The 20,199-nt window shown below is 70.5% G+C and carries 11 protein-coding genes; 4 read left to right on the top strand and 7 right to left on the bottom strand.

Translation table 11 applies throughout. The features are described 5' to 3' along the window. Window positions 1–148 precede the first annotated feature (148 nt). Together OG819_RS49995 and OG819_RS49990 are read right to left on the bottom strand one after the other, a co-directional pair. A complete protein-coding gene (locus OG819_RS49995) occupies window positions 149–1,213 on the bottom strand; it encodes a hypothetical protein (protein ID WP_266656335.1) in 1,065 nt (354 codons plus the stop codon). A gap of 120 nt (window positions 1,214–1,333) precedes the next feature. Continuing rightward, window positions 1,334–2,077 (bottom strand): TIGR02391 family protein, encoded by a 744-nt coding sequence (locus tag OG819_RS49990; RefSeq protein WP_266656333.1) that lies wholly within the window; start codon window positions 2,075–2,077, stop codon window positions 1,334–1,336. A gap of 298 nt (window positions 2,078–2,375) precedes the next feature. Between OG819_RS49990 and OG819_RS49985 the strand changes: the two genes are divergently transcribed. The 4 genes from OG819_RS49985 (at window position 2,376) to OG819_RS49970 (ending at window position 9,809) form a co-directional block, all read left to right on the top strand. Continuing rightward, complete coding sequence (locus OG819_RS49985; protein WP_266656331.1) at window positions 2,376–6,602, top strand: DEAD/DEAH box helicase; 4,227 nt, start codon at window positions 2,376–2,378, stop codon at window positions 6,600–6,602. Further along, complete coding sequence (locus tag OG819_RS49980; protein ID WP_266656329.1) at window positions 6,599–7,816, top strand: hypothetical protein; 1,218 nt, start codon at window positions 6,599–6,601, stop codon at window positions 7,814–7,816. Before OG819_RS49985 ends, OG819_RS49980 begins: the two co-directional genes overlap by 4 nt. A gap of 395 nt (window positions 7,817–8,211) precedes the next feature. Further along, window positions 8,212–8,985 carry a DUF6082 family protein gene (locus OG819_RS49975; RefSeq protein ID WP_266656327.1) on the top strand — a complete coding sequence of 258 codons (774 nt, stop codon included), beginning with the start codon at window positions 8,212–8,214 and terminating at the stop codon, window positions 8,983–8,985. Window positions 8,986–9,095: 110 nt separating this feature from the next. Beyond that, window positions 9,096–9,809 carry a 2'-5' RNA ligase family protein gene (locus OG819_RS49970; RefSeq protein WP_266656325.1) on the top strand — a complete coding sequence of 238 codons (714 nt, stop codon included), beginning with the start codon at window positions 9,096–9,098 and terminating at the stop codon, window positions 9,807–9,809. A 54-nt stretch (window positions 9,810–9,863) separates the two neighbouring features. On the opposite strand, the gene OG819_RS49965 is transcribed toward OG819_RS49970, so the two are convergent. From OG819_RS49965 to OG819_RS49945, 5 genes are all read right to left on the bottom strand, one after another. Beyond that, complete coding sequence (locus tag OG819_RS49965) at window positions 9,864–10,454, bottom strand: hypothetical protein (RefSeq protein WP_266656323.1); 591 nt, start codon at window positions 10,452–10,454, stop codon at window positions 9,864–9,866. A gap of 86 nt (window positions 10,455–10,540) precedes the next feature. Further along, window positions 10,541–11,323 carry a PIG-L family deacetylase gene (locus tag OG819_RS49960; RefSeq protein ID WP_266656321.1) on the bottom strand — a complete coding sequence of 261 codons (783 nt, stop codon included), beginning with the start codon at window positions 11,321–11,323 and terminating at the stop codon, window positions 10,541–10,543. Between the two features lie 35 nt (window positions 11,324–11,358). Beyond that, the gene (locus OG819_RS49955; RefSeq protein ID WP_266656319.1) at window positions 11,359–11,952 is read right to left on the bottom strand and encodes a hypothetical protein; all 594 of its coding nucleotides are present in this window, start codon (window positions 11,950–11,952) and stop codon (window positions 11,359–11,361) included. 42 nt (window positions 11,953–11,994) lie between these two features. Further along, entirely contained in the window at window positions 11,995–12,597 is a 603-nt protein-coding gene (locus OG819_RS49950) for a recombinase family protein (protein ID WP_266656317.1), read from the bottom strand. 153 nt (window positions 12,598–12,750) lie between these two features. Beyond that, window positions 12,751–19,683 carry a hypothetical protein gene (locus OG819_RS49945; RefSeq protein ID WP_266656315.1) on the bottom strand — a complete coding sequence of 2,311 codons (6,933 nt, stop codon included), beginning with the start codon at window positions 19,681–19,683 and terminating at the stop codon, window positions 12,751–12,753. Window positions 19,684–20,199: the final 516 nt, after the last annotated feature.

Below are 20,199 nucleotides of genomic sequence, written 5' to 3'. Positions count from 1 at the left end.
TCTCGCCCGGTGCTGCACGGCAGTCCGGACACGTACGGCTGCGGGCCTTCTCCCGGACGGCCGGCGCTACAGCTCTCGTCACGCCTGACTCACCTCCACGGCGGTTCCGTCGATGGTCCAGAACCCGTCAACGGCCCGGGCAAGAGATTCACCGCGTGCGGGAACTAGCCACCGCGGCTGGGGTCGGGTCCGTCGGGGCGGCCTTCCCCGGGCGCAGCGTCCACGGCACGGGCGCGGTGTTGGTCAGCCACTCGTTGGTGATCAGCCGCTGGACGATGAAACTGCGCAGTTCGCGCGACTCGATCTGCCAGCCCATGCCCTTGCACAGCTGCTTGAGGGACGGGCCGTGCTGGTGCTGGGCCCGGAACGCGGCGGCGAACTGCAGGGAACGCGGGCCCCGGTCAGGATGGGAGTCCTTCCACGCACCGTAGGCATTGCGGACGCGTAGCGGGATCTGCATCGGCACGGCCGGCCGCAGGAAGGCCGACGCCACCTGCTCCAGAGGCAGCGTGCACAGCGGGCAGTGCTCGACATTTTCGGCGTGTCGGCGCAGCGCCGGGCTCACGCCGTCCTTCCACACCTGCCACCGCAACCGCACGAGCGCCGTGCTGTCATGCGAGCGCGGGTGCATGCCAGAAAAGCGCCGCGCGTCCCCGTCCAGCAGGTACCGGCCGTCGGCCAGCTCCACGAGGAATCCTCTGTCCAGCAGCTCGGGCAGCACAGCGCAGCAGTGCTCGGGCATCTCTTGGGGGACCACGCCGTAGCGGTCGTTGGAGCTGTGGGCAGCCAGAAACAGCGCCGCCAGCCGCGCCGACGGCGAGGCCTTCTTGACCGTCTTGGAGGCGAGCGTACGGGTGGTCCATCCCGACACGCGGGAGCGTGCCGTCCTGCTGATCGGCAGCGCGCAAGCGAGCCCGGGCACGGTCACGGCCACCGGAGTCTCGCGGTCGCCGCCCAGCAGGTCACCGGCAAACTGCCAGCCCAACGATGCGAGCTCGGCAACAGCTGTCGACGCATCCCCCAGACGCAGGAAGTCCAGCTCCTGGCCGGTGATGTTCCCCGACCCGGCCCGGGCCGCACGGATAGCGATCACCGTCGCGAGCAGCTGCGCATCGGCGCCGGCGAGCCGCAAGGACGCCACATGGCTCAGGAGGCGGCGCGCGGCTTCTCCCTGCTGGATCGTCAGCAGCGGAGGCAGGACCGTGCTACTCACTGCTGGTGGAGGCGGTGCGGGCGATGCGCTGGAGGACTTCGGCACGGGCTCTACAACGCGACCGGCCAGCAGAGGTCACCACCCGTACCGCCGACAGGGTCTCAGCCAGGCGAGCCGCCCTTATGCCGTCGCCGCGGCCTGACGGCGCTTGGCTCGCTCGACCTGGCGCAGCAGCAAGTCGGCGAACTGAATGATCTCGGCCGCTTCGACTGGGTCGTCGAAGTCGACGGTGCGGTGACTGGCGGGATTCTTGTACGCGCCCATGGCGCCGGCGAACAGCGCGGAAGCGGCCTCCTGCTCACCTCCCTCGGCTCCGGCATCGGCGAGCGGCCCGCCGACTTTGCCGTTCTGATGCGGCTGGAACGCCGCACGCATCAGCTTCACGCCGACCAGGGAGTTGTCGAGTCCGGAGGCGTCCCGGACCGAGACCTCGACCGCCTTCATCGCGGCGAAGCACGCCGTCTCGTAGTCCCCCAAATCGAAATTGGTGCGCACCGTGTCTTCCAGGACCGGATGGAGCGGGCCCGACAGCCGCTCGCGGGCTTCGAACCGCGTGATGCCCTGCGGGTCCTTCGCCAAGTCCATGCCGTCGCGGGAGATCCGGCGAAAGGCGTCGGACTGACTGGGTTCCCGGGACAGCAGCGCGTGCGACTCCAGCCAGCACCAGGCATCGGACAGACAGTTCACGAGCGTGTCCGCGTCCGGCTCCTCCTGGAACGCCTGCCGAGCCGAACTCATCGTGCTCGCGTACTGCAGATATCCGGTGCCGCTGGCCAGGTGCCGCAGAAGAAGGAGCGCGACATCCCGCGTGGCCAGCTGCCGGATCTGCTCTGCCGGGACCGGCGGTATGTACTGGAAGTTCATAGGGCCACACGCTACGGCGCGGCACCGACACTGCCGCCTCCTTCCCAGGCGGACACCTCACGTCGTGAAGCCGCCGCACGCTCCTGGACCTCGCGGGTCCGGCCCGCTGGGCGCATCCGTGGCGACCAGAACCGTCGCATACGCGCTACCACGGGGTAGCGGGGAATCGTGTCCCTACCCGCGCACGTCACCGAACGCGGCAGAATGCCTGGACACGGACCTGAAGCAGGGAGGGATGTTGACGACTGCGCGTCACGGCTGGCCCACCGATGAACGCACCGACCGTACCGTCACGAGCGTGGACGTGGTCCCACCGTCGACGCTCAGCACACTCGACGCCAACGCATGGTCCGAGCACCTCAAGTCCGCGTGTGTGCACGGCCGGTTGTCGAAATCCGTACGGGCCGAAGTCGTGCGGCGTTCGACGGCGGGGCAGATGTCGCTGCGTGACCTGCGGATGGTCCTGCTCGTCGCCGACGACTACGAATCGTGGTCGCCGGTGCGGGAGATGGTGATGACGGCGGTGGCGGCGAACCCGGAGACGGTACGCCAGGTCCTTCAGCTGCACGTCCAGCTCGAGATGTGGCCGCCGCTCGCCTTCACCGACACCTCGGGCGCCGCGCAGGCCCGGGTCGGCCTGCCCGGTCATGAGGTCACCGGCCCCGAACGCCGGGGGCAGACCAAGCAGCAGGCCCGTGACGCGGCGATGACCAGCCTGCTGGCCTACTTGGCCGGCGCCACCGACCCGTTCGACGCCTCCTCGGTGCCGGCGCCGCGCCCGACGCGGTTGGGCCGCGGCGGCCTGGGCGTGGACACCTTCGAGGTCCTGCTCGCCGAAGACATCACCGCGCCCGCGCCCCGGCCCGTCCTCCTGGATGACCTCCTCGGGCGCGCTGAGCACGGGCAGTACCAGCACCGCCACATGTACGCCCTGCTCTTCACCGCGGCCGGCCCGGGCTGGCAGCAGGCCCGCCGCGCGATGCTCGACGTCGTCGCCCAGCGCTCCGGGTACGCGGCCGCGCTCCTGGCCATGCGCGCCAAGGACCTTCAGCTCGAGCTGTTCTCCTACGACGAGGCGCTCGACGAGGACGCCGAGCACCGGCATGTGATCACTGCGCTGTGCGATGGCGGCACCGGGGAAGTGCGCGGCGACGTGAAGCGGGCCCGGGGCCGCAGGGCCGGCAGGCACCGCGCGGCGGTCAGCCTGCTGGCAGCGTTGACCGGACTGCCCGAGCCGGAGGTCCGTCTTCCCGACGAGCCCGAGGCGGACAAGCCGTCCGCGCAGCCCGCCGGCGGCAAGGCAGCGGCCGACAAACGGCGTACGAACGCGCTGATGGACCTGAACCAGCTCAAGCTCGACGATGTGATCACCAAGCCCGAGTGGACGTACGAGTCCATCGGCACCCCGAAGAAGAGCCGCTTCCGTTGTACGGGGTCGTGCGAGGTCCGCGGCACGGCGGTCCAGGCCGAGGGCCGGGGCGGGAACAAGGCCGACGCCCGGATGGACGCGGCCGACGCCCTGCTCGCCCTGATCCGCCAGAGCCCCGCCGACCCCGCCGTGGCCCCGGCACCGGCCCCCACCGAGGCGGAAACCGCAACCGGCCCGGAGGCGGCGGGGGAGCGGGGACAGGCCCCCGCCCCGCCGGCGACGCCGGCAAAGCCCATCCAGCGCACCGGGGAGCCTTCGTACCTGAGTGCGGAGTCGGCGGTGGCCGAGGCCTTGGCGGCCGGCTGCGCGCTGACCCTGATCCGGCCCGCACTCGGCCGCGCGACCTGTTTTCTCCTCTACCGGGACGACGGTGCGCCGATGCCGCCCGCCGTCCTGGCGGCGCCGATGGCGCAAGCCGTACACGAACTCGCGCTCGCCTGCGGGGCCGAGGCCCGGCGAGCCCAGGTGGTCGGCTGGGCGCTGCCCGTCCCGCTTGCCGTCGACACGCTGCTCGCCACGAACCCTCCCGCCGTCGGCGTGCACGCGTCGGCGGCGGCGTGGGCGGGGGTGCTCCGCTTCGGCCTTCAGCTCCTCGCCGACGGCCTGGTCCACCCTGCAGTCGGCAACGACGGCACCGGCGTGTGGCGCCTGGGGCCAGTCGCCGGCAGGCACCGAACCGAGCTGGAGTGCCTCGTCGAGAGCCTGCCGCCCCACGCGCACTGCGAGGTCCTGGCCGCCGACGACCCGACGACGCTGCGCATCCCGTATGCGGACGACGCCGTGGACACGGTCCTGACCACCTTGGCCGACACGTTCGTGGCCACGCCGGGCGCGCATGCGCTTTTCGGCACGCACCCCTTCACCACGCCCGCCCAGCAGCTCCACCCGGAACTGCAGCAGTGGGCGGACGACCTGGAGGAGAACGCCGAGCCTGGCCCGGCGCCGCGCCTGCTCCTCGCCATCGAGGCGCCGAACGAGGCCGACGCCGACGCCCAGCAGCTGCGTGCCACGCTCCTGGTGCACCGCGACGACACCGGTACGCCGGTGCCGGCCGGCACGCTCTGGTCCGAGCCGGCCGCCGGGACGGTGGTACTGTGCCGCCGTGTCCAGCGCGCCCTGCGCCGGTGCGCCACCGTGTGGCCGGCCGCCGAACGCCTTGCCGCGCAGCCGGAACCCGCCGGGATGCGGCTGCACCTGGCCGAGGTGGCCCAGCTCGCCGAGCTCGGTGCCGACGGCATGCCCGGACTTCAGGTGCGCTGGCCGGCCGGGCTGATCGACGCCCTCACCACCCGCACGGTCGTCGGCGACCGCTCGGCGACCGGCGCCACCCGCCTCGGCCTGGCTCAACTGCTCGATTTCTCGTGGCAGATCGCCCTGAACGGGCAGCCGCTGACCGAGGCCGAGATGGACGCCCTGGCCGAGGCCGCCCGCCCGCTGCTGCGGCTGCGCGACACCTGGGTGCTGCTCGATCCGGGCACCGCCCGGCGCGCCGCCCACCGCCAACTCGACTCTCTCACCGGGATCGACGCCCTCGGTGCTGCGCTGTCCGGCACCATCACCGTCGACGGCCAGGCCTACGCGTGTGAGGCGGCCGGCGGCCTCGCCGACCTCATCACCGCGTTGCGCACCAGCACCTCCGACGCTCCTCTCGTCCCCGTCCCGAACGGCCTGCGCGCGCAGTTGCGCGGCTACCAGCACCGTGGCCTGACCTGGCTCGCTCGCCTGACAGACCTCGGTTTCGGCGCCGTCCTCGCCGACGACATGGGCCTGGGCAAGACCCTCAGTGCGATTTCCCTCATCCTCCACCGCCAGCAGACCGGGGCGCGCAAGCCCACCCTGGTCATCGCCCGCGCCAGCCTGGTCACCAACTGGATGCGCGAACTGGCCAAGTTCGCCCCCGAGTTGAAGACGGTTGCCTACCACGGGACGGGCCGCACGCTCGCCGAGGTCACCGACACCACGGTGGTGGTGACCACCTACGGCGTCCTGCAACGCGATGCCGAGCTCCTCGCGGCGACGCAGTGGGACATGGTCGTCGCCGACGAGGCGCAGAGCGTGAAGAACCCCGACAGCCTCGCCGCCCAGGCGCTGCGCACCCTGACCTGCGCCGTGCCGCTGGCCATGACCGGCACCCCGGTGGAGAACCGGCTCGAGGAACTCTGGGCGATCATGGACTGGGCCAACCCCGGCCTGCTCGGCACCCGCACCACGTTCCGTATCCGCTACGGCCGCGACGCCGAACGGGATACGACCGGCGGGAAGGCCCGACTGCTCGGCCGGCTCATCAGCCCCTTCCTGCTGCGCCGCCGCAAGAGCGATCCCGGCATCGCGCCGGAACTCCCCGACAAGATCCACGCCCAGCGGATCGTCCAGCTCACCCGCGAGCAGGCCGCCTTGTACGAGGCGGCGGTCCGCGAAACCCTCGACGCCGTCCGCCACTCCACGGGGATTGCCCGCCACGGCCTGGTGGTGAAGCTGATCACCGCGCTGCGTCAGGTCTGCAACCACCCGGCCCACTACTTGAAAGAGGCCTTCGACCCGGACGCGGGCCCGGACGCGTTCGCGGCCCGCTCGGCGAAACTCGCAGCCCTGGACGAACTCCTCGACCAGATCAGCACCGTCGGCGAGTCCGCTCTAATCTTCACCAGCTACGTAGAGATGGGCCGGCTCCTCCAGGCCCATCTGTCCGCGCGTGGGCGGCGACCGGAGTTTGTGCACGGCGGCACGCCCGTCCGTACGCGCCAGCGTCTCGTCGACGCGTTCCAGGCCGGCGACACCCCGGTGCTGATCCTGTCCGTCAAGGCCGCCGGCGTCGGGCTCAACCTCACCCGCGCCACCCACGTGATCCACTTCGACCAGCAGTGGAACCCGGCCGTCGAGGACCAGGCCACCGACCGCGCCCACCGGATCGGACAACACCGGCAAGTCCATGTGCATCAGCTCCTCAACGACGCCACGCTCGAGGACCGGATCGCCGCCCTGCTCGTCCACAAGCGCGGGCTGAGCGACGCCGTCCTGGCCGGCGGCGAGAAGGCGCTCGCCGACCTCGACGACCAGGAACTGGCCCAGCTCGTTTCCCTCGGGAGCCGCCCGTGACCACCGCTGACCAGGCCCCGGCCTCCGCCACCCACGGCTGGGTGGATGCCTGGCTCACCGTCTTCGAGGCAGCGGCCTCCGACCCGGTGATGCTCCTGACCGGCGAACGCCTGCTGACCAGAGCGGACATCGGCCAGGTCCACATCAACCATGGCACCGCCAAAACGACCCTGACCATGCCGAACGCCGCACGCCCCCACCACCCCTGCCTGACCGTCAGCCCGCTCCAGAGCCACGAGTGGGAGCGCATCTATCAGGCGATCGCCGCCTCGGACGAGCACGCCGACGTCATCGCCGCCGGCCGGCTGCCCGACACCATCACCGACAACGCCGACGTCACCCGCATCGCTCCCGCGCCCGGCGACATCACCTTCACCTGTAGCTGCCGCCCCGACCCCGGCATCTGCCCGCACAGCGCCGCCGTCGGCTACCGCGTCGCCCAGCACGTGCGCGCCAACCCCGGAGTCCTTCTCACCCTGCGAGGCGGCTCCACGAAGGAGCTGCGCGCCATGGTCCAGACACGCAAGCCCACGGATCCCGCTCCGCCCCCCGGACCGGAGCAGGCACGGACCGGGACCGACGCACACCACGCCTTCGGCCGGTTCAACGCCCGCCGCACCACCCGCCCAGCCCGTGCCCGCACCACCCAGACGGAGCCGACTCCGCTGCTGGACAGTCTGCGGTCCGACCCTCCGGCCCCGGGACCCACCGCCCAGGCCCTGCGCCTGCTGACCCGGGACGCTGCCGCACGGGCCTCGGCGCTCCTGGCCCGCCGCCCCCCGCTCCCGGCTGGCGACGACCCTGTCCAGGACGCCGCCCGTCTGCTGGCCGACCCCGCCCACCGGCGCTACCTCGAACACGCCGCCGAGCAGCTGGGCCTGTCCACCCTCCAGATGCGCGACCTCGCCCTCGCCCACGAGTACGGCGGAGCGGCAGGCGTCGAAGTCGCACTGTGGCCCCTGGCCGCGGACGCGGAGGTTCTCGCGCACGCCGAGGCCGCGATCCAGCCGCACCGGCCCGCACGGCTGGCCACCCTCGTCAGCCAGGACAACCAGCTCACCGATGAGGCCGCCCGCATCCAACTCCGCCTCGGCTCAGACGGCCTGTGGTACCCCTTCACCGACTGGCACGGCACCTGGCGGCCCGCCCCCGGCCCCTCGGACAACCCGGCCACCGCCTACAAGGCAGCCCGCCGCGCCCTGCGCGACCGGTAGCCGAACACCCGGGACGGAGCTGTAGGCGCCGCCGGTCAACTGCTCTGGAACTCGGTGCTCTTCACGCCGAAGGAAGAACGAGGGCTTCGCCTGCCGGACCTCGCGGCAACTTCTGCCCCCTCCTTGTCTCGGAAAGATCAGCCAACCAATCGGCGGCCGTACCCCGCAAGACCGCCTCGGTCAGGGGCCGTTGAGGATGTGAAGGGTGTTACGTCGTCTCCGGTGGTCGGTATGCGCCGCGTCCCTCGGTACGTCAGGGATAAATGTCCAAAGCCTTCTCAGGTTGCGCTCGAACCTGAGCTCGGGGAGCGCGCGGAGTAGGCGCCGTCTTGCTCTGCACTCCGTGCGCGACCCATCCTGATGCCGAAACCATTGGGTGAGCGGCCGGGGGCACGGTGAGCAGGTACACCAGCGGGTGGCGGGCACCTTCGATCACATTGGTGTTAGGGGGTGCCCTGGCGCTGGCCACATTGGGTCTTGTCGCCGCCACGCCATTCGTGCTCTCCAAGATGGCACCAGCGGGCTACGACTGGGGCAAACTCAGCAACATCAGCCAGGTCTACGGGTCGGTGTCGATCCTGATCTCCACTGTGGCACTGGTGGGGGTGGTCCTGTCGCTGGTCTTCCAGCTCCGCCAGACGCGGACCAGTGACGAGCAATCGGTGAGAGACAACCATCTTCAGCTCACCTCGCTGGTGCTCGGCAATCCGGAGCTCCTGCGGGCCTGGTCACCCCCTGTTACTCCGGTCCCTTTCGTTCGCCACCAGCAGCACATTGTCGCCTCGCTGGCTCTCGGCGAGTTGCTGCACCGCTTTCGCATCGGTCACCTCTCTGCCGACAAGCTGACGGTGAAGCTCAACGGGCACTTCCGGCATGAGATCGCACGCGAGCAATGGCAGCGAGAGGGAGCGGGGTGGCTTCGGACGATGAACGCGGGAGACAGACGGGACCGGATCTTCGTCCGCCTGGCCCAAGACCGCTACGAGGCGTCGGTAGCCGCTGGACCACCTGTCGCCGCTGCGGACGCCTTTCGCCCCTCGGCGTCCGCGGGGAGCCCGTCTCCGGTGAGGCCCAGGACACGGCCTTTCCCACCATCGCACCCCCGGAGGGCTCGGCTTGAACGGCGGCGGACACGGCTCCTGGCTCGCCGGGCAAACCCCATCCCATGACCGCTGTATAAAGCGACCTCCGGCCGCACCCGGCCATCGGGAGCACCACGGCCGCCGAGGGCGTCCGACGTGCTGAGCAGCAGCACGTCGCCCTGCGAAGGGGGATCACCGTGACCGTACGACTGGTGCCTCACCCGGCGTCGTTCCCCACCGATCCGCCACCCGACCCCGACAGCCCCTGGAGCATCGCGGCCCACGACTGGCACGCGTTCGACCAAGTCACCACCATGATCGACCACTGGGACCGGCCGAACTGGGATCCTGAGATGCGCGCGATCTACTGGCTGCTCACCTTCTCCTCTCCGCTTCTCGTCGACCACGCTCAGCAGTGCCAGTCCGTCATCCGGCACCTCGGCCTCGACGAGATCGGCAGGGAGAGCCTGCACCTGACACTCGGCCGCATCGGCCTCGCCGATGCCCTGCCCCGATCCCAGCTCAGGAGGCTCGCCGCCGCCGTCCGCCGGCAACGCCTCCCGCATGGCTTCCCGCTGAGCGCGATCCCGATGACCGCCTCGCGAGGAGCGGTGCGCTACAGCGTGGCCCCGTGGACGCCCGTGCTCGCCCTTCACGCCCAACTGGCCCGGGCGAGCAGCACCGTAGGGCTGCCGCCCATGAGCTCCAGCGGGTACCTGCGACCTCACCTCGGAATCGCCTACTGCAACCGTTCGCTGCCCGCCTCCGAAGTCCGCGCCGCGATCGAGCCCTTGCGTCTCCTTCCGCCGGTACCGCTGTTCGTGGACCGCGTACAGATGGTCGAGATGTTGCGGACAGACGCGGCATATCACTGGCAGATCGTGGAGGAGATCCCCCTACCGGCCGCCTGACGACGGCCGCGGACAACACGAGGAAGTGCGGCCCAGTGAGCTGGCCAGGACCGATCAGGCGGCAGCGGATGTCCTGCTCGTACTCGGTCGCCTCACAAAGTTGGCCTTCAGCGTGCCAACGCGGGAGCGGAGCTCGGACCACTCGTCGTTGGCGGCGAGATGCGGCTCCATCTCATCGAGCACCTTGTCGAGCGAGACCAGCGCCCGCCGGCCGCGACGCCGCTGAAGCGCCGTACGGGCCTCCCGTACAAGAGACTCCCGCCCCTCCCCGCCATCGGCTCGGCGGTGCAGCGCGGTGACCCTCGCGAGAACATGAAGATCGCCTATAATGCGCGCCAGTTGGCGGTCTGCCCACGCCCCGAGTACCGCGCGCTTGCCCGCCCAGACCGCGCCGCCGATACCGATGATCCACATCGGCAGCATCACCATGCCTACCGCCGGCGCCTCGGCCTGCGGGATCAGCCCGCTGGCGAGCAGCAGTCCGTACGGGCCCTGCGCCAGCCCGATGATCATGAACCAGTGCAAGAAGTTGGTCGGGTACCAGCGTAGGCGTCCGTTCGCCAGCGCCACCATCGAGCCGACCACCGCAAGCCCGGCCAGCAAGAGCCAGGCCGCCTCCGCACCAACCGCTGTCATGTCGCCCACGCATTGAAAGTAGTACCCGCCACCGACATTCACACCAATGTGCAGTTGCTCCGACGCCGCTTCCGAGACGCCGTGGCTCTGAAGCGTCAGGGCGTCAGCTGATGCGGATCGTCTGCGACAGGCCCGGGCGACAGGCGCGTGAAGTACTCGGTGGCGATGATCTTGCGGCGGGTGTCCTCGGGCAGGCGGGCAAGGATGCCGGGCAGGGGGCGCTCGCGCGTGACCTCGCCGCGGTGTGCGATGACCGCGCGCCATTTCTGGTCGACCCAGGGCGTTACATCGACGGTGGCGGTCACGTACGCGTCCGGGACGGACAGCACGGTCTTGCCGACGCCGGTCAGCAGCGGTCCCAGGTCACCGACCCCGGAGTCGGGGTGGGTGGCTGCGTAGAGGGCACCGGTCTGCCAGGGCTCACCGGCCTCCGGGTAGAGGTGCGCGAGCCCGGCGGCCTCCACCGCGAGCAGGGTCACCCGGTGGGTGTGGGTGTGGTCCGGGTGGCCGGTCAGCTGACCGACCGCGTCGTGGGTGACCACGACGTCGGGTCGGAACTCCCGCAGCTGGGCGACCAGTCGGGCGATGACCTCGTCAAGGGGCGCGTCGCAGAGGCGAGGGCTGCCCGGCGCCGACGAGTCGTTGCGGGCGTCGCCGTACCCGAGCATCCGAGGTCGGCCTGCACCGAGGACTTCCAGGGCCTCGGCAAGCTCGGGCGCCCGATGACTGTCCGGAGCCCAGGTGGTGGTGACGACTGCGGTGCGCGCGCCGTCGGCGGCATGTTGGGCGAGTACTCCTCCCGCGAGGAGACTTTCGTCGTCCGGGTGGGCGAACACGCCGAGCAGTGACGGGAGGGACGGGGAAGGGGATGTGGTCACGGGGTGGTGGACCTCTCTGATGATGGGCTGGGCGGTCAGCCGCCGGAGGTCGTCGGCATGATTCGAAGGCGCCGGACAGGGGAGTGCAGCAGCACGACGAATCCCCCCGCCGTGGCGACCGCCGCAACGGCCATCGACGGGACGAGACCGATCGCGGAGACGAGCACGCCCGCGCCGAGCGCGCTGAGGAACCTCGGCCCGAACGTCAGCCACGTCCCGATCGACTGCTGCCGTCCCTGGTACTGGGGCTCGCACACGCCCTGGCGTACGGAGCGCTGGGTCGAGCCGTGCGCGGTCGCGCCCGCGAACCGGACGGTTACGCAGCCCCCGATGACGATCTGCCACAGCAGTCCCGGGCCGGCGAAGAGCACCGGGAGCAGGATGAGCGGCTGCAGGGCCAGCGCGCTCAGCAGCAACGGACCAACGCCCCACCACCTACCGCGCGGGCGGGCGAGCCGTCGGCCGGCCAGCGCTCCCACGACACCGCCGACGCTCGCGCAGCCCATGACCACCGCGAGAGCGACCGGCGACCAGTGCAACTCCCGGACCACGTAGATGAGGTAGAGGACGTCCCAGGCGGTCATCGCCAGCGACAACGCGGTGTTGGACTTCACCAGCGGCCACAACACGGCGCCGGAGTCCTAGCTCAGACACCAGCCGCAAAGTAGCGCTCAGGGCCTCGTGGCCGCGGTCTTCTTGGGCTGGCGGGGGACGGTCTTCTCACGGTCGAGGTGCCCGTACACCGTCGAGCGGGGCACGCTGAACATGTCGGCGATCTGCTGGACGGTCTTTTCCCGCTCGTCGTAGAGCCGTTGGGCAAGCGCAGCCTGGTCCTCGGTGAGCTTCGGCCGACGCCCGCCGACACGGCCGCGGGCGCGCGCGGAGGCGAGCCCGTCGTTCGTATTCGCCACGATCAGCTCCCGCTGGAGCTCGGCCAGTACGGACAACATGCCGAACATTGCGCGGCCCTCCATGGTGGCAGTGTCGATGCCCTGCTCGATGACGTGCAGTCCGATTCCGCGTTCGCGCAGCTCGGCGCCGAGGGTGACCAGATGCAGGACGGAACGGGAAAGGCGGTCGAGCCGGGTCACCTTCAACGTGTCGCCCTCACGCATCAGCTGCATGACGAGATCGAGCTTCGGGCGGGACGCCTTCGCGCCGCTGGCGACGTCGACGTGGATGTTGTCGCGGTCGACGCCGTTGCGGAGAAGTGCGTCGATCTGATGATCAGGGTTCTGATCGGCCGTCGATGTGCGGCAGTAGCCAAGAAGCATTGTCGGAAACTACCCCAACCACCCTTCGCCGACGTTGATTTCCGACGCGGGTTGCCGACAGTGCCCACCTGCGGGTTCGTGATCACGGCGGCGAGTGTCGACAGACGGTCGTTTGCCGACACTCCGGGACGCGTCGGAGACGATGCCGTCGGGTCAGCGGGTGTAGTCCTGCGGTCGAGGATGACGGGCGGGACGCCTCGGCGGGACATCTTGGGGGCTCGGCGTATGGGGAGGCACGGCGGTCGGGGTGTCGGGGTGGATGAACTGTCCGGGGAAGCGGGTGGCGAGTTCGACGGCGTCGCTGTGGCGTATGAACACCGTTGCGTGTCCGGGGGAGGTGAGTTCGTAGGTGATGCCGCGGGAGTGGAGCACGTCGCGCACGGTGAGGCTGTAGGGGATGAAGCGGTCCCGGGTGCGGCGGTTGTCCTCGACGTGCTTGGAGGTGAGGGACGAGGGGGTGGTCGTGGTGTAGATGGCGAGGTGCGGCACCGCGATTTCGGCTTCGTTCGACGCGTTGCCCGCGAACGTGGGGTCGACCGACCCCTGTTGCGCTCTGACGTTGCCCGTGGACGTGATCGTCTCCGCGTTGAAGCCGTCCACGTTCAGCGCGGTCATGAGTTCCACGGAGTCGACGGGGAGCGGTCGTGCCGTGACGACGTCCGCGCCGTAGGAGATGCGGGTCCCGGGCTCGGTGAGGATGTCGTAGGTGTGGAGCAGGACGAGGGGGAGCTTGTTGCGGGCGACGCGCCGGGCCGTGGACTGTGCGATGGCGCGGCCCTTGTTGCCGGTGAGCGAGAAGGACGCCTCTTTGGTGGGGTACTTCTCCGTGTACTGCTTCGACGTGGTGAACGTCCGGCGGGCCCGGTCGGGGGTGTTGGACCCCGTTCCCGCGAAGCGGGCGTGCTGGGCGACGTTGGCCGTCTCGATGTTGACGGGGTGGACGACGGAGGCGAGGGCCTGGTTGAGCGTGCTGGGCGCCGGGGTGGCGACCCGGCGGGTGTAGCCGAACGTGGGCGCAGCCGGTTTCGGCACGGCGGGCGCTGTCACCGGCTGCGTCAGGGAACGGTCCATGGTCATGGGGACCAGGACTGATCCGGGCATGAGTTCGTCGAGGACGAAGGTGCGGTAGCCGTCCTCGTCGTCCAGTGTGAATCCGGACGTGCGCACGTCCAGCCGTGTCCGGTCGGGCCTGGGAGCCATCAGGTAGGAGAGGGCCGCGTGCGACTTCTTGGACGCGGCCGTGAGGGTGCGCAGCGGCTGTAGCGGGCGGTAGTCGACGCTGATCTGGAGGTCGAGGGCGATCCAGTCACTGTACAGGTCCGTCGTGGGGGAGTCGGTGTCGTCGGGATGGGTGCCCGTGATGCGGCGCAGGTCCTCCGTCTCGCCGACCTGTTCCTTGCCCACGTCCTGACCCCGGTCAAAGCGCAGCGCACCCTGCGGGACCGCCGCGGCTTCGGCGGCCTCGTCGAGAACGGCCTCGCCGGTCCCGACGAGCCCGATGCCCGTTGTCGTGATCTTGTCGTTGACCCTGCCTGCCGAGACGACGGCGGTGCCGCCGAAGGTCGTCGTGCCGGTCTTGGAGGAGCGGACGTACTGGGGTCCGCCGGTGAGGCTGGTTCCCTTCAGCAGGACGGTGAGCCGCCGGTCGCCGAGAAGGGGCCGGTCGAGGTGGACCGGGATGCCGGTGCTCATCAGTTCCGGCAGTTGTCCGGCGAGTGCGCTCTCGTCGTAGGCGGCCGTGATCTTCTGCTGGACCGGGTCGGTGCTGGCGGTCATGAAGCGGGCGTCGATCAGCCCCCGTTCGACCAGGGTCCTGGCGACCCAGCCAGCCACACCGCCGATGCTCGCGATCTCCGCGCCGGCGATGACGGTGTGGGCGTGCGCGGTGTCGTAGGCCAGGGGCGCGCTGAGCGGGCGGCGCACGGCGGCGCGTTCGGCCTCGGTGGCGTCGGGCCGCTGGAGCACCGGTGTCCACCTCTCCAGCGGGTCGGCGGAGAGGAGGTGGTCGTGCAGGGCGGTCGGCATCTCCAACTGGCTGGTGCCGTCGCCCAGGAACCAGCGGCCGGTCGAGGACACCGGCATATTCTTGCTGAACCGGGTGTTGAACGAGATCTCGACTACGGCGGACATGTGCCTCGTGTCGATGCCCTCCTTGAGCACCTCTTCCATGGTGAAGCCCTCGACGCTGTGCTCCTTGTACCTCTCGTTCGAGGCGACGACCGCGAAGCGCGCCTGCGGGCCGGGGGTTCCGAAGGAGTTTCCGGCGAAGTGCACTTCCGGGTTCATCTTGGTGCTGTGGAAGAACTGGCCGTATTTGCCGTGCCGTTGCTCAGTGACGGCCTCGTGGATGTTCCGGCTCATCGACGTGGCCTTCGACTTCGCCTCCCGTGCCTCCGCGTCCCACTTCGCGGACGGTGACGACGTGGGGACGAAGAACAGGGAGATGTTGAGCGAGGACTTGATGTTGCGGACCTTGCCGCGTTGCCAGTTGCGCGGGCGCGGGAACCAGTGGCGCAGGTAGGGGAGCATTCCGGGCATGCCGCGGTTGCCGACCAGCCGCGAGAGGTGGGAGCCGAAATAGGCGTTGTCCATGTAGTCGCGGACCTGGGTCTCCAGTGCCATGCGCTCGGCGAAGGTGCGATGGATGCCGTGCTTGTCGTCGTGGGACCGGATCATGGCCAGGACGGGGTCGACCAGGCGTTCGATGTTGGCCAGGTGCAGGGACACACCCGTGGTGCCCGTGATGTCGAACCGGTAGCGCCGGGCCTTCAACTGCGCGGCGGTGGCCTCGTCGATCGGCCAGAACTCGTCCAGCCCTTCGAGGTATTCGGGCAGCCCCTCGGTAGGCGGTTTGAACGCCATGGGCACCACGGGGGCGATTTCGTCGTCCACGGAGTGCGCCACCCGTCTGATGGCCTTGCCGTCCGAGTCGAACTCGGTGATCGCGATCCCGTACCTGGCGTCGTACCTGGGGAGCGCCGCCAGGCCGGACGCTGTGGTGGTGCGCCGGAACTCGGTTTCCGCGGTCGACAGTTCCCGGGATTTCTCTTTGCCGCCCTCGGCCTCGGTGTAGGAGTCGGTGAGGCTGAACTTGGTGAGGGGCACCACCTCGACCGTCACGGTCGCGTCGAAGCTGACGAATCCCACGGTCTCCTGGGCGGACTCGGTCGCGGATCCGAGTGTTCCCTCGGTCTGGAGGTCGACGGACACGTCCTGGCCGACGGCCGGGACGTTGCCGTCCAGGCGCCCGAGCAGGTTGCTGTTGACCTCGATCACGAAGTGCCGCGGCCGGTTCCAGAACTGCTGCCCCTTGACCGTGACGGTGACCCGCAGGTTCGAGCGCGCCAGGCGGTCGTACTGGACCCGCATCTTGGCGGAGCTCAGCTCGGTGCCGAGCTTCCTCATCATCTCGGTGCGGATGCGGGTCCCCTGCCGGTGGTCCGGCACGTCGTGCCTGGTGTCGAACAGCCCCTCGTCCACCGGGGTGCGCGAGTCCATCATGACGAGCAGCGCGTTCTCGACAGCCCGCAGCACCCTGCCGATGCCCGGAGCGGACGGGACCACGGCGGAACCCATGCCGCTGCGGGTGATCAACTGCCAGGTGGCGCCGCCCGGGTTCAGGGCGGAGACCAGCGTCCGCACGTCGTCGGCGTACGAGCCGGAGTGTGGGGAGGTGCGCGCGCCGCGCCGGACTCGGCCGTCGCGGTGCACGACGTACTCCCGGGCCTTGCGGTCGTGCGGGTTGTGCCGGCTGATCAGTACCCGGGAGTCGTCGGCCAGCGCGACCAGCGGGTGGGTGGCGAGCAGGGTCAGCAGGTGGTGCGAGGAGAGCCTGCGCAGTTCGCCGTCGGCCATCCGGAGCGCTGCGAGGGCGTTGTTCACCGCGGTGCGCCCCGCAGCCTCGTCATCCCAGATCCCGGCGACCTGTTCGCGCAGGAATTCGGCCAGTTCGGGGTCCTGGACGATGAGCTGGATACCGCCGCGCTCTCCGTCCGTGCCCTCCTGGGCCAGGGCCAGGAGCACCGGGACCGCCTCGACGAGGTCCAGCCGGCTGCGTATCGGCCGCAGGGCGGTGGGCAGGAGTCCTCGCAGGTACCGGTCCGGAGTGCCGGGGGCGAGGAGCGCCCGCATCGCGCCGGGCCGGGCGTCCTGGAGCGGATTGTCGGCCGACCGCATCACCGCTCCGTCGCCGGCGCCTCCCTCTGGGGACCGGCCGAGCGGCTCCGCGTGGGCGTACAAGGTCTCCAGGTGGTCGGCGAACCGCTCCGTCCTGGAACGCCGGGTCGAGATGTCCCGTTCGAAGTCGGCGGCCGAGGACAGCGGCACGACGATCTCGGCATTGATGTCGTCCACCGTGATGGGGCCCTCGACACGCTTGCGGGGGTAGAACGGCTTGCGCGGGTCGGTCGTCCAGTTGCCGCGGCGGCTGTCGATGGTGACCACCGCCTGGACGGCCGCCTCGTAACGGGCCTGCCCGCCGCCGAACCGCGCGGCGAACTTCGCCCCGTGCGCTTCCACGACCGCGTTCGTGTACGTGTCCGTCAGCTCGAATCCGAAACCTCCGGCGACGACCCGCATGGCGGGCCCCGGGAGCCGGAGGACCGCGGCCACCTCACCGGGCACGTCGTAGCCGTGGGATCGCTCGTGGCTGGTCTCGACCGCGTATCCCACGTCCATCCGCAGGGGCGGCGCGTCGTCGCCGGTGATGTCCGGTGCCCGGCGCACGGACACCAGTTCAAGGGCGATCCGGACGTTGCCGAGAAAGTGGTGGCCCTCGATGAGGCCGGACCGGTAGGTGGAGTCGAACAGGGAGTGGTTGACCAGTTGCGCCTGCTCGCTGTTGAAGACCTCCTCGGCGACCTCGTGCACGACGTGTGCGGCGTCGTTCCCGGTATAGCCGGCCGACAGCAGCGCACCGCCGATGGCGCGCAGTACTGGCTCGGGGTCGATCTTTGTCACACCGAAGGGGTGGTCCAGCAACCTTTCGGGGGCGGCGATGCGGCGGATCTCGGTGCTTCCGGCCTCCGCGGGCTTCGTGAGGGACGACACGACGCTGTACTCGACCTCGTGCTCGGGAACGTGCACGACGCCGGTCACCTGGCTGCCGTCCGCCCGCTGGACGACTACCGTGACGTCGGTACCGGTGCGGTACGTCCCACGAGGGCTGTCCATCAGGCGGCTGCCGTCGAGGTGGCGGACCTCCCGCTCGTGGGACACCTCCAACTGCTTGCGGGGGATGAAGTGCACGCCGAGCCCGACCCCCACGTGCTTCGTCGATTCGTAGACGAAGGTCTCCAGCACCACGCCGGCGCCGATGTTGATCAGATCCGACCGCTCCTCGGAGTTGCTCACCTCCACGTACTTCGACGTGCCGTCGGTGACGGCCGGATCGCGGGCGGCGAACGGCTCTAGTTCGTCCACCGCCGGGGCCTTGGACGGCGCGAAGGCGATGTGCACCAGCGCGTCGTCACGTCCGATCCGCAGCCCGCGCAGCAGTGCCTCGGCCCACTCCTGCTCCTGTTCCCGCGGCCCGTGCCCCCCGTGGTCGCCGTGGCTCGCGGCACCGGCCGTGTCGACGTGGGTCTGCACCGGGTGCACGGCCGCGCCGAGCAGCTTCCCGATCTCCTTCGCCACAACGCGCCGGGACTGCTCGTCCACTCCCTTCAGCGCCGTGTCCACCCGGGTGCGCAGCTCCGCGGCCGGAACGGCGTGGGCATGCGCCAGGCTGTGGACCCGGACCTCGCCGAGCAACACCGGCCGCGGTCCCGGCTCCTCGCCGCCGTGCGGCGCTCGGCCCGCCGGATCTCCGGCCAGCCGGTCCCGGTCGGCGGCGGACGACTCCGGCACGGGCGGCGTCCCGGTTCCCGGGACCGCGTCCTGGGACCGCTCCGCCGTGACGGGCGCGTCGTGGAACCCCACGGGGGCGGCGTCCAGCGACGCCGGCGGCAGGGACGCACGCGCCCTCACGGTCCCGGGCAGCCGAGCGCCGAGGGCGGAAGGCATGACGAAGCGGGGCAGTTCCGGGCCGCCCAGCACATGCGAGCCGCCGTGCGCGTCGGTGGAGGTCCACACCGGGTCCGAGCGGCCTTCGCCCCAAGGCAGCAAGGCGATGCACGTCCCGTCCCGGCCCGTGGCGGGCTCCCCGCGTACGGACAGCACACCGGGCCGGTCCGCGGTGATCACGCCGCGACCGCCGAAGCCGCGGGCCACCGCCCTCGCCACCTGAGCGGAGACCGGGGCGAAGTCGGTCAGCAGCAGCACCTCACCGCAGTGCTCCGGAGCCAACGCGGCACGGTCCCGGGCCAGCCGTCGCCCGAACTCCACCGGCTCCTCGCGATAACTGGTCCCGGTCTGCTGGTCGTACACCAGGAAACGGCCGTGCGCGAAGTACACCGGCACCACCAGCACCCGCGCCACGTCGAACGGCAGGAGTCCGTGCTCGCGCACATGCCACGGCTGCGACTCCCGGCCCTCGCCCCTCTGGCGCGCGCTGCCCGGCCGGTAGTCCTCGTTCGCCGTCCACGAGACGTACGCCGCGCCCAGGTGGTCCGAGGCCAGCGTGCGAGCCCGGGAAGCACGGTCACGCCGGTCGAAATACGACCAGCCGAGGAGCCGTTCTCCCCTCAACCGCGTCGGACGCACCACCGCCGGGGCGCCGACGCCTTCGGGAGCGAGCTGTTCGACCAGCCAACCGCACTCTCCCGGCCCCGGGAAACGCCGCCTGGTGGCGAAGCGCGCAAGGTCCCCTGCCGCACCCTGCGGCCACGCCGACACGAACCCCCCCTTGGCTCCGTCACTGCCGGGGCGTATGGCGAGACGCACCTTCTCTCCCGCTGAGGGCTCGTCCAGATCGATCGGCTCGGCGCCCACCTGCACCACACCCGACGTGGCCCACACCAGCCGACCCGCCGCGTCAGCGACCTCCTGCACGGCTCGCGCCGCATAGCACGCCAGCAGCACCAGCGGGTCCGCCAGGGACCGCCCCTGGGCCAGGTCGCGCGCCACCGCTCCCACTACTCCGTCGACCACCCTTCTGGTCGACCCGCCCACCACCAGCGCCAGCGCCTCGGCGCTGCCGTGCAGCATCAAACCCAACGGAACCATGCCGGCGGGCCACGGCCACGGCCGCCAGTCAGCCGCCGAGGACGGCAGGAACCGCGCCGCATCCCGCCGCCAACTCACCTTTCGCAGACCGGTTTTACCGTCAACGTCCGGGCCGCCGACGTAGGCCGGGTTGATCGCACCCCCCACGTAGTATCCGGAGAAATCCACGACCCGGGCCCGTGGCCCCAGAAGCGTTCCCAGATCCACTCCCCCCGCCGCCCCGTCCCGCTTCAGCCAGTCGCCCGCCAGCGACGCGTGCACCCCCAGGTCGCCCATTCGCACCGGAACCAGATCCACCACATCGCCTGGCACGTCCGTGAGGGCAGTCGAATCGGAACCGGTATACACAGTGGCCAACCCCAAGCTGTAGCGATCAACACGTTCGTTAACGGCACCCCCAGTTGCGTCAGGTCGACCGCGAGGACCTGGGACCAGTTCCCGTCCTGCGGCCGCGCGGAGACGCGTCAGCCGGGGGATGGCGCGGAAGTCGGGTTGTTG

This window comes from Streptomyces sp. NBC_01549, assembly GCF_026339955.1.
In the GTDB taxonomy this organism is placed as follows: Bacteria; Actinomycetota; Actinomycetes; order Streptomycetales; family Streptomycetaceae; genus Streptomyces.
This window is presented reverse-complemented; position numbering and strand designations above follow the sequence as displayed.